This window comes from Nonomuraea sediminis, assembly GCF_018531495.1.
GTDB lineage: Bacteria > Actinomycetota > Actinomycetes > Streptosporangiales > Streptosporangiaceae > Nonomuraea > Nonomuraea sediminis.
Map to the genome: position 1 here is coordinate 686,124 of NZ_JAHDTI010000002.1, position 9,762 is coordinate 695,885.

Sequence of the window (9,762 nt, forward strand, 5' to 3'; positions counted from 1 at the left end):
CCATCTCCTAGGAGGCGAGCACGATCCAGCGGCGCCAGGCCGTGGAGTCCGACGGGGTGGTCTGCCAGCCTCGGACGAGGTAGGCGTAGGTGGTCGCCGCCAGGTAGGTCAGGCGGCCGTCGGCCGCGAGCGTCACCGCGACGTTCCCGGCCAGTTGCGGCGCGAACAGCTGCTTCTCCGCCGCCCACGCGCCGCCGGCGACGTTCTGCCAGCGGTGCCAGAGCGAGCCGCCGGACCGGGTGGCGAAGGCGGCCAGCCGGTCGGCCGAGTCCTTGACGACGACCGGGTCACCCGTGGTGCCGCTCATCAGGATGTAGGTCAGCGGATCCCACGCGCCTCCGGCCGTGGCCTGCCACCGGTGCACGAGGTCGCCGTTGGACCGGCGGACGAACAGCGTCAGCTTCTTGCTGACGTCGAGCGCGACCACAGGGTCTCCGGCCGCTCCGTTGACCAGGACGGCTTCGCCGGGATACCAGCCGCCGCCGGGGGTGCCCTGCCAGCGGTGGACGATGTCGCCGTTGCTCTTGCGGACGAACAGCGTGAGCTTGCCGTTGACGTCGAGCGAGACGGCGGGCTGGCCGGCCGTGTCGGTCACCAGGTCGGCGACCACCGGGTCCCACGGGCCTCCCGCCGAGCTCTGCCAGCCGTGGCGGAGCGCTCCTGAGGTCGTGCGGGCGAAGTAGGTCAGCTTGCCGTTGACGTCCTTGATCGCCACGGGGTCTCCCGCGATGCCGGTCGTGAGCCGTACGGCTGCCGCGCCCGGAGACCCCGTCCACAGCTCGCCGTTGGTCAGCCGGGCGAACCACACGTCCCCGTCCAGCGCCGGGGTTCCCGCCACGCCGCTGATCACCGGCGACACGTGCCAGCCTGAGGCGTCGCGGTAGCCGTACAGCAGTTGCCCGCTCGTGGAGCGGACGGCGAATCGCGGGCCGTCGGAGACGACCGGGTCGCCCGCGATCCCGGTGGCGATGGTCGTGTGCGACCAGTTGTCGTACATGGCGGGCTGGCCGAACTCCAGGTTCCCCGCCGTCGTCCGGACCAGGTAGCCGGACCCGCCGGGGAGCCAGGCGGGTCGGCCGGCGACGATCCCGGCGGTCTGCTGGTAGCCCGGCGCGTGGCCGAGCACGCCGCCCAGCGTGGCGAAGGCCGAGTAGGCGCCCGGCTTCGGCGAGCCCCAGGTGACCTGGGCGAGCGCCCGCAGCGGGTCGGTGACCTTGTCGAGGATGAACTCGTTGCTCTCGATGGGCTTGTCGGGTCCCTGGTCGCCGAGCCAGATCGCGGCCATGGCGCCGAGGACCCGGGAGGAGTCGGAAACGGTGCGGCCCTCGTTGAACAGGGTCGGCCGGAAGTTGTCGTAGACGTTCTGCGCGTTGATCGTCCGGACGGCCATGTCGTGGTAGAGGAAGCTCTCGCTGACGTTGAAGATCTTGTTTCCGGCGTTGACGATCTGCTGCGGCGTCAGGCTGGCCGGCCGCTGGGCGATGATCCAGTCCTCGACGACGATGTCGGGGTTGAGCGTGACGACGCCGCCGCCCTCGAGGTGGTCGTTCCACACGCGGAGCGTCTTGCCGTGGCGTTTGACCAGGTCGTCCACCCAGTTCAGGAACCACACGAAAGCGTCCTTGGCGGTGGCGGCCTGGTTGCCCGTCTTCTGCCGGGCGAACTCGGCGAGCTGCGGATAGTTCTGCCATCCGGCATCCGTCCAGGCGGGGTAGACGAGGAACTCATCGCCGCTGGTGTGCCAGTACCGCCCGGGGAAACGGTCGATGTAGCGCTCGATGGTGGAGGCGACCACGTCGAGCGCGCCGGGCTTGGAGAAGTCGAGCGAGACCCCGGCCACGGGCTGGGGCAGCAGCCGCAGGTCAGGATGCTCCACGACGATCGGATCGGAGTGCGAGGGGATCGCCACGGTCGGAATGAGCTCGACGTGGTACTTGGCGGTGTAGGCGATCAGATCGTCGATCTCGGCGTCCGACAGCGCCTCACCGCCCAGCACACCGGTCTGGAGCTGGTTCAACTTCAGGTAGGACAGCTCGCGGATCAGGTCGTGCCACCACGTCGCGGAGTACTTGCGCGGCACGGCGTCGATGCGGATGCCGCGCTCGGCATAGCTCGGCCAGTCCCGCGCCACACCCCCGGTGATCGTGGGCGACTGCCGCAGCAGTTGCAGGACGGATCTGGTGCCGAAGAACGCGCCGGTCTCAGTCCTGGCCGTGATGGCCACGAACCCGCCGACCTCCATGCTGTAGCCCTGGTCGCCGAGCTGGGTATCGGTCGAGCCCAGCGCCAGGTAGAGGTCCCCGGGCGCGGCCTGCGACCTGCTCGCGGACTGTACGGCGGGCCGCCGCCCCATCAGGGCGGCCAGGTCGTCCGCGAACGTCGCCGCCTCGTCATCGAGTACGGCTGCCGCGGGATCGACCAGGATGCGGGTGGAGGAGCCGAAGGTGAACGGGCTGGGTCCGGCCGACCACTCCCGCAGCGCGGGAACGGTCTGCGGCGCCGTGGCCGCTTGAGCGGGTGAGGTGGCGACCAGGAGCGAGGCGAGCATGGCTAAGAGCACGAGCACACGGGTCATTTGAGACTCCCTGCGGTCAGACCGGCGGTGACGGTGCGCTGGAAGAGCAGGTAGACGGCGAGGACCGGGATCATCGCGAGGGTGAGCCCGGCGAACAGGGCGCTCCAGTCGTTCTGGTAGCCCTGAGTCACGGTCAGCATGGCCAGGCCCTGAGACAGGACGTAGTCCTTCTCGTCGGGCATGAGCACCAAGGGCAGGAGGTACTGGTTCCACAGGCCCAGGAAGTTGAAGATGGCCACGCCGACCAGGCCGGGCTTGGCCATCGGCAGCATGACCCGCAGGAACACCATCAGGTCGGAGCAGCCGTCGATGCGCGCGGCCTCGGCGTACTCGCCGGGCAGCGCGGCGAAGAAAGGCGTGAGGAAGAAGACCGTGAACGGCAGCGCGTAGGCCGTGTAGATCAGGATCAGCCCGTGCCGGGTGCCGACCAGGCCCAGGTTGTCGGCCACGAAGAACAGCGGAACCAGGGCGAGGAAGACCGGGAAGGTCATCCCCGCGGCGAACAGGTAGTACGCCAGGCGGTTGCCCGGGAACCGGTACCGCGCCAGGACGTAGGCGGCCATCGCGCCCAGCGCCATCGTCAGGGCCAGCGCGCCACCCACGACGACGGCGCTGTTCAGGAAGTACCTGCCGATGTTCGCCTGGGACCAGGCGCGGGCGAAGTTCTCCCAGTGCAGCCCCGCGGGCAGGCCGAACGGGCTGTCGATGATCTCCCGGTCGGTCTTGAACGCGCTCAGCACGGCCCACAGCAGGGGAAGCGTGACCAGCAGCCCCCACAGTGCGAGCCCCACGTGCACGACCCGCCTCACCGCCGGCTCCCCGCGACCCGCTGGGCGACGACGGCCAGCGCCAGCGTCAGGAACAGCAGCACGACACCCATCGCGGTGGCGTAGCCGAAGTCGCCGTCGGTGAAGGCCCTGCGGTACAGCGTCAGCCCGACGACCTCGGTGGCGTTGTCGGGCCCGCCGGGACCGCTCGTCATGATCTGCACGATCGCGAAGCCGTCCAGGGCCGCGATCGCCAGATAGACGAACCCGACCCGGACGGTGTCGCGCAGCAGCGGCAGCGTGATGCGGAAGAACGTGGTGAACCCGGAGGAACCGTCGAGCGCGGCCGCCTCGTAGATGTCGCGCGGGACGGCCTGCATGGCGGCGCTGAACAGCACCACGTAGAAGCCGACCGAGCTCCACACCATGACCGCCATCACCGCGGGCAGCGCCGTCCGCGGATCGCCCAGCCATGCCTGGTCGGTGCCGAGCAGCCGGTTGAGCAACCCGGAGCGCGGGGTGTAGACGAACTGCCACAGCACGGCGATGACCGCGATCGACAGCACCTGCGGAAAGAAGTAGACGACCTGGTAGAACCGGGCGCCGCGGACCCGCCCGACGTTGAGCAGCGAGGCGAACAACAACCCCAGGCCGAGCGTGACCACGGGCAGCACGACGAGCATGACCAGGTTGTGTCTCAGGCCGGTCCAGAACAGGTCGTCGTGCAGCAGCCTGCCGAAGTTCGCCAGGCCGACGAACCGGCGGCGGGCCGAGAATCCCTGCCAGTCCGTCAGCGCGACGTAGAACGCCTGGACGTACGGCGACAGCACGAACACGCCGTACAGGGCCAGGGGAGGCAGGAGGAATCCCAGCACCAGCAGCGGGTTCCTCGGCCTGCTATCGGCGGAACTTCTGGACATTGGAGTCCTTGGCCACCTTGTCGGCGGACCGCTGGGTCCGAGTGATGAACTCCTCCGGCTTGATCCGCCCGGCCAGGAGCTCGCCCATCGCGGTGGACGCGTCGTTGTACAGGTCGCCGTACCACCCGGCGAAGCGGAACCCGGTGGTGTCGGCGCCCGCCGCCGCGGCCGCCTCCCGGGCGGAGGTGAGCGCCGGGCTGTTGGTGACGTTCTGGCCTGCGCCGGCGACCGTCGTCAGTGAGCCGGTCAGCTCGGAGAACTTGCCCGCCGCGGCCTTGGACAGCATGATCCGCAGGAACTCCATGCCCCCGGCGGCGTTCTTGCCGCGCACCGGGACGATGAACGACTCCGACGAGGACGCCTGGAGCGCGGCGAAGGGGAGCCGGTCGCTGACGGTGACGCTGGGCGTCGGGCCGACCGCCATGGAGAATCCAGCCGGGGTGGTGGACTTCATCTCGTTCTCCAGCCACGATCCTGACGGGATCAGCGCGGCCTTGCCGTCCAGCCAGGCCTGCTGGGCCTCGGTGTGGGAGAGCCCCTCCGACCCCTTGAGGATGTGGCCCCGTACGGCCAGCTCCCCGATCGCCGCTACCGAGGCCTTGACGGCGTCGGACTGCCAGGCGTTCGGCTCCAGGTTGTCGATGGCGATGACGGCCTCGTGACCGCCCGCCTTCTCGATCATCGCCATCAGCGGGTCGATGAAGTACGAGGGGTATTTGCCCTGGTAGGTGAAGGGCGCGATCCCTTCCTTCTTGATCTCCTCGGCGAGGGTGAGCAGGTCCGTCCAGGTCTTCGGATACTGCCAGCCCTTGCTCGCGAACAGCGCCTTGTTGTACCAGAAGCCGTAGACCGTGTAGGCGTAGTTGAGCGCGAGCACCTTCCCGTCGAAGGTTCCCGCGTCCAGGACGCCGGGCAGGAGGGTGTCCTTGACCTGCTTGCCGGGGTCGTCCAGCGACGGCGCGGCCAGCAGCGGAGCCAGGTCGGTGAGCTGGCCCTCTTTGACCAGTGCGGTGATGTTGAGCGCGCTCGGGCCCGTGTTGTCCACGACGTCCGGCGGGTTGCCCGCGACGAAGCGCGCCTGCAGGGTCTCCCGCAGCTTCTGGATGCCCTGATGGCTGATCTTGGCTTGGGGGAAGCGCTGCTGGTAGAGGCCTTCGGCGTTGGTGGCGTAGGCGTCGCCGTACCCGCCCTTGAAGATGACCACGTCCAGCGCGGCGGCGGCGGTGACCCCGAGCGGGTTGCCGGTGGTCTTGGCGCCGCTCGCGGCCGACGGCGTGGACCGAGGTTCTGACGGGGCGGCGCAGGCGGTGGCGGCCAGGCCCAGCGCCCCGGCGACGAGGAAGCGGCGACGGTCGATCATGTGCATGGGGGGTGGCTCCTTCAGGCCATTCGGACGAGGCGGCCCGCGTAGCGGGCTTCCAGCTCGCGGTTGTGCGCGTCGCCACCCGGCACGTTGGCCGAGAGGTAGACGGGCGGACGCGCGCCCTCGGCGAGCAGTTCGCGGAGGACCTCGGCGACGATCATCTGGCCGAGCAACGCCGCGGTGATGGAGGAGAGTCCGCACGCCGCGCCGCCGGTGGGCAGCGGGAGTACGGCATCGCCGTACGGAGCGCCGTTGTCCAGCACGACATCGGCGAAGTCCGCGAGGCGTCGGCCGCTGGGGTGCCGCGACTCGACCGCGTGGGTGTGGTCCAGCGAGGTGACCACGATGAGCGGGTGTGCGTTCTGCTTCGCCAGACGTGCCAGCTCCACGACGCACCCGTTGACCCCCGAGTTGGAAGCGATCATGAAGACGTCGCCCGGCCGGACGGGAGCCAGGTCATAGATGCGGCGGGCGGTGCCCGGATCGCGTTCCAGGAACGGATCGGTCAGCACCTGCGGGCTGTCGCCGCCGATCAGCACCAGGTCACGCAGCGAGAGCCGGTTGGTGGGCACCAGGCCGCCCGCCCGCCCGGCGATCTCCATCGCGAAGGCTTCCGAGTGCCCCGTGCCGAAGGCGTGGACGACACCTTCCGCGCGCAACGCCTGGACGATGATCCCCGCTGCCTTCAGTACCCCAGGTCGTTGACTCTCGGCGACCCGGGTGACTGCCTCCTGCACGGCCAGTACGAACGCCTCGCTGCTCAGCTGCATAAGACGAAATTTCCATCACACTTGGATTTTCCGTCAAGACCTCGGGCGAAATTTTCTCTCACCAAATTGACAGCTCGGCCGATGCGATGGAAATATCGCCCACATGAGCGTGCTGGGAAGGCTGTCCGCGATGTCCGGCGAGCTGCCCGAAGGGCTGCGCCGCATCGCCGACGACATCCTCGCCAACCCCGAGGAAGCGGCGGTCGCCACCATCAGCCAGCTCGCCGAGCGGACCGGCACCTCCCCCGCCACCGTCAACCGGTTCTGCCGGGCGTTGGGCTTCTCCGGCTACGCGGAGCTGCGCGTCGCCATCGCCACCGACAACGGCCGCACCGAGACCGCACTCTGGAACCAGGCGATCGGCTCCCGGGTCCAGCGGGACGACTCGCTGGAAACCATGGCGAAACTCATCGCCGCCGGAGACATGCGGGCCATCCAGGAAACCCTGGACCTGCTGGACCTCACGACCATGGAGCAGGTGGTCACGACGCTGGTCGACGCCAGCCGGATCCACCTGTTCGGGGCCGGGGGCAGCTTCCTCGCGGCCGACGAACTACGCCATCGGTTCCATGTCATCGGCAGATCCGTCTGGTCGTGGTCGGACGTGCACCACGGCCTGTCGGCGGCGGCCATGATGACACCCGGCGACGCCCTGGTGACCTTCTCCCACAGCGGCAAGACCCGCGAGGCCATCCAGGTGCAGGCCGAGGCCACCGGCTCCGGGGCCACCACGATCGCGGTGACCAACGCGCCCCGCTCACCCCTGGCCGAAGCCGCCGACCTGGTCCTGGTGACCAGCGTGCACGAGGGGTCGGCCTTCCGCTCCGAGGCGCTGGCCGCCCGGCACTCCCAGCTGTTCCTCATCGACCTGGTCTTCGTCGCGGTCGCCAACCAGACCTACGACCGCTCCCTGGCCGCCTTCGACAGCGCCGCCCGCGCCGTCTCCACCCAACTGACTCCCCCACACTGACTGACTGTGATCGTCCGTCCGTTCGTCCATCCGTGCGTCTCTCGCGCTGTACGCGCGCAGGCGCGCGGACGGACGTGGGTGGTGGACGTGGACGATTACGGATCGTGTGCTCAGATCGGGCGGTTAGTGAGGCGTCGGAGGGCGGCTTGGGCGGGTGGGCCCCAGGTGGGCTTGCCGCCGGGGCGGCCGCGGACGCCGGCCTCTCCGATGAGGATGCCGCTGAGGGCTTGCAGGACCGCCCAGCCGCGGGCGCGGCGCAGGGTCGCGGCGTCCGGGGTCGGCTGGTAGGCGTCGTGGAAGCGGTCGATGGCGCCGTCCGGCAGGAGCAGCCACGCGGCCGCGAGGTCGCCGGCCGGATCGCCCGCGCAGAGATCGCCGAAGTCGATCACGCCGCAGAAGGTGCCGTCCGCGGTCAGGACGTTGGCCGGATGCAGGTCACTGTGGAGCCACACAGCAGGGCCTGCCCACTCGGGCGCCGCGACGGCGTCGTCCCAGACCGCGCGGACGGCGTCGGGGTCGGTGACCAGCCCCAGCTCGACAGCGGTGGTGAGCTGCTCGGCATGTCCGGCCAGCGGCCCCCCTCGGCCGAAGCGTCCGGAGGGCGCCGTGTCGGGGGCAGGCCGGTGAAGAGCCGTCAGGAAGGCGGCCAGGGCGTCGGCCGCGTCCGCAGCGCGAGTCGCCGGGGCGAGGTCGGCAGGCGTGCCCGGCACCCAGGTGGTGACGATCCAGGGGCGCGGAAACCGCTCGGAGGGCTCGCCGAGGCGCTGCGGGACGGGAATCGGCAGAGGAAGGTGCGGGGCGAGGGAGGGCAGCCAGGCGTGCTCATTGCGCAGCAGCGCGTCCGCGTTCTGCGTCGCCCAGGGCAACCGGACGGCGAGGTCGTCGCCGAGCCGCCACAGCTGGTTGTCCCAGCCGCGCGCGCCGAGCCTCAGCGGACGATCGGCCAGGTCGGGGTGCTGGTCGCGCAGCAGATCCCGGACCAATTCCGCGGTGATCTCGATCTCGGTGTGCGTCATGCCGGGCAACGGTAGTCGTTCTCCGGAGCCGCACTGCCTGAGTAGGACCCGCTGGGGCTCTCCGTTGAGGATCTTCCTGTGGCAGGGTGTGGAGATGGACAACGCTTCGTTCGCCGTGCGTTATCACCATGCTGTGGCCGAAGGGGCGCTGGGTGCTGAGCTCGCGCGGTTCTTCGAGGAGGACGTGGTCCATGAGGAGTTCCCGAATCTGATCGTCCCCAACGGGGTTCGCAGGGATCTGGCCGAGATGCTTCAAGCGGCCGAACGCGGGGCGGCGCTGCTCGCCCACCAGGAATTCGAGGTCGTCAACGTCCTCGCAGCCGGTGATCAAGTCGCTCTCGAGCTGCGATGGACCGGCCAGACGAAGGACGGCCAGGTGCTGCGGGCCAACATCGCGACCTTCCTGGAATTCCGCGACGGCCGGATCAGCGCGCAGCGCAATTACGACTGCTATCAGCCCTTGGGGTCCCGGTGAACGGCTTCACATAGCCTGGTGGGGAAGGTGAGGAGCCGTGGTGAACAAACCAGCACTTTCCCCCTCGGAGGAAGCGGCCATTCGAGAACTCCTGGATGCCGATCGTCAGAAGACCTCGGCCCGGGTCGCCATGCTGGGCAGCGATCGCGACGAGATCGTGAAGTCGGCGGCGTTGACCTCCCCTGACGACGAGCACGACCCCGAGGGAACCTCCACCGCCTTCGAGCGGGCCCACATCCAGGCCCTCCTCGACCAAGGCCTCGAACATCTCGACGACCTGGATCTCGCCTACGAACGGCTGCGCGACGGCAGCTACGGGATCTGCGCGGGGTGTGGGCAACGCATCGCGATCGAGCGGCTGATGATCCTCCCTGCCGTCAAGACCTGCGTCGCTTGCGCATCGAAACGCCGCTGACACAATGGGCACAAATGCCTTCTGATCTTCTTCAGCCCGCGATCGCTTGCTTGTACGGCCTTGCCCTCGGTGACGCGCTGGGGTCCCAGTTCTTCGTCCCCGACAACCGCCAGGACCGATTGAACCGGCAGGTGCCACAGCCGGTTTGGCAGTGGACCGACGACACCGAGATGGCGTGCTCGGTCTACCGCGCCCTCGCCGATCACGGCCGCATCGACCAGGACAGCCTGGCGTACGGCTTCGCCCACCACCACGACTTCGACCGCGGATACGGCCCCGCCACCGGCAGGATGCTGCGGCTGGTCCGCGAAGGCGGCGACTGGCGAACGTTGGCGGCCGAATTGTTCGACGGCAACGGCTCGTGGGGGAACGGCGCCGCGATGCGGGTCGCCCCTGTCGGCGCGTACTTCGCCCAGGATGTGGTACTGGACGATCACAGAAGCCCAGGTGGAAGCCAACCCTGACGGCACCGGCGTGTCAGTGACGCCTAC

10 protein-coding genes are annotated in these 9,762 nt (G+C 69.3%); 4 read left to right on the forward strand and 6 right to left on the reverse strand.

The genetic code is table 11. The features are described from left to right. Positions 1–7: 7 nt before the first annotated feature. The 5 genes from KIK09_RS11235 to KIK09_RS11255 are packed head-to-tail and all read right to left on the reverse strand — an operon-like array spanning position 8 to position 6,395. The gene (locus tag KIK09_RS11235) at positions 8–2,575 is read right to left on the reverse strand and encodes a DUF8189 domain-containing protein (RefSeq protein ID WP_214318707.1); all 2,568 of its coding nucleotides are present in this window, start codon (positions 2,573–2,575) and stop codon (positions 8–10) included. After that, a complete protein-coding gene (locus KIK09_RS11240; protein WP_214318709.1) occupies positions 2,572–3,384 on the reverse strand; it encodes a carbohydrate ABC transporter permease in 813 nt (270 codons plus the stop codon). The genes KIK09_RS11235 and KIK09_RS11240 overlap by 4 nt, the downstream gene beginning before the upstream one ends. After that, entirely contained in the window at positions 3,381–4,262 is an 882-nt protein-coding gene (locus KIK09_RS11245; protein WP_214318712.1) for a carbohydrate ABC transporter permease, read from the reverse strand. The genes KIK09_RS11240 and KIK09_RS11245 overlap by 4 nt, the downstream gene beginning before the upstream one ends. Beyond that, positions 4,240–5,628 (reverse strand): N-acetylglucosamine/diacetylchitobiose ABC transporter substrate-binding protein, encoded by a 1,389-nt coding sequence (gene ngcE, locus KIK09_RS11250; RefSeq protein ID WP_214318713.1) that lies wholly within the window; start codon positions 5,626–5,628, stop codon positions 4,240–4,242. The genes KIK09_RS11245 and ngcE overlap by 23 nt, the downstream gene beginning before the upstream one ends. Positions 5,629–5,642: 14 nt before the next feature. Then, positions 5,643–6,395: a sugar isomerase domain-containing protein gene (locus KIK09_RS11255; RefSeq protein WP_214318715.1), complete on the reverse strand. Its 753-nt coding sequence runs from the start codon at positions 6,393–6,395 to the stop codon at positions 5,643–5,645. Positions 6,396–6,498: 103 nt separating this feature from the next. Here KIK09_RS11255 and KIK09_RS11260 point away from each other — a divergent pair, with 103 nt between their 5' ends. Further along, complete coding sequence (locus KIK09_RS11260) at positions 6,499–7,365, forward strand: MurR/RpiR family transcriptional regulator (protein WP_214318717.1); 867 nt, start codon at positions 6,499–6,501, stop codon at positions 7,363–7,365. A gap of 110 nt (positions 7,366–7,475) precedes the next feature. Here KIK09_RS11260 and KIK09_RS11265 read toward each other — a convergent pair whose 3' ends face one another. Next, entirely contained in the window at positions 7,476–8,381 is a 906-nt protein-coding gene (locus tag KIK09_RS11265; RefSeq protein WP_214318719.1) for an aminoglycoside phosphotransferase family protein, read from the reverse strand. Between the two features lie 94 nt (positions 8,382–8,475). Between KIK09_RS11265 and KIK09_RS11270 the strand changes: the two genes are divergently transcribed. Genes KIK09_RS11270 through KIK09_RS11280 form a run of 3 tightly spaced genes read left to right on the forward strand, consistent with a single transcriptional unit; the run spans position 8,476 to position 9,735 of the window. After that, a complete protein-coding gene (locus KIK09_RS11270) occupies positions 8,476–8,856 on the forward strand; it encodes a nuclear transport factor 2 family protein (RefSeq protein WP_214318720.1) in 381 nt (126 codons plus the stop codon). Between the two features lie 40 nt (positions 8,857–8,896). Further along, complete coding sequence (locus tag KIK09_RS11275; RefSeq protein ID WP_308164024.1) at positions 8,897–9,271, forward strand: TraR/DksA family transcriptional regulator; 375 nt, start codon at positions 8,897–8,899, stop codon at positions 9,269–9,271. Then, complete coding sequence (locus KIK09_RS11280) at positions 9,250–9,735, forward strand: ADP-ribosylglycohydrolase family protein (RefSeq protein WP_250572892.1); 486 nt, start codon at positions 9,250–9,252, stop codon at positions 9,733–9,735. The genes KIK09_RS11275 and KIK09_RS11280 overlap by 22 nt, the downstream gene beginning before the upstream one ends. Positions 9,736–9,762: the final 27 nt, after the last annotated feature.

Coding starts and splice junctions, on each gene's coding strand:
- KIK09_RS11235 (WP_214318707.1), bottom strand. CDS start 2,575: ATGACCCGTGTGCTCGTGCTCTTAGCCATGCTCGCCTCGCTCCTGGTC.
- KIK09_RS11245 (WP_214318712.1), bottom strand. CDS start 4,262: ATGTCCAGAAGTTCCGCCGATAGCAGGCCGAGGAACCCGCTGCTGGTG.
- ngcE (WP_214318713.1), bottom strand. CDS start 5,628: ATGCACATGATCGACCGTCGCCGCTTCCTCGTCGCCGGGGCGCTGGGC.
- KIK09_RS11255 (WP_214318715.1), bottom strand. CDS start 6,395: ATGCAGCTGAGCAGCGAGGCGTTCGTACTGGCCGTGCAGGAGGCAGTC.
- KIK09_RS11260 (WP_214318717.1), top strand. CDS start 6,499: ATGAGCGTGCTGGGAAGGCTGTCCGCGATGTCCGGCGAGCTGCCCGAA.
- KIK09_RS11265 (WP_214318719.1), bottom strand. CDS start 8,381: ATGACGCACACCGAGATCGAGATCACCGCGGAATTGGTCCGGGATCTG.
- KIK09_RS11270 (WP_214318720.1), top strand. CDS start 8,476: ATGGACAACGCTTCGTTCGCCGTGCGTTATCACCATGCTGTGGCCGAA.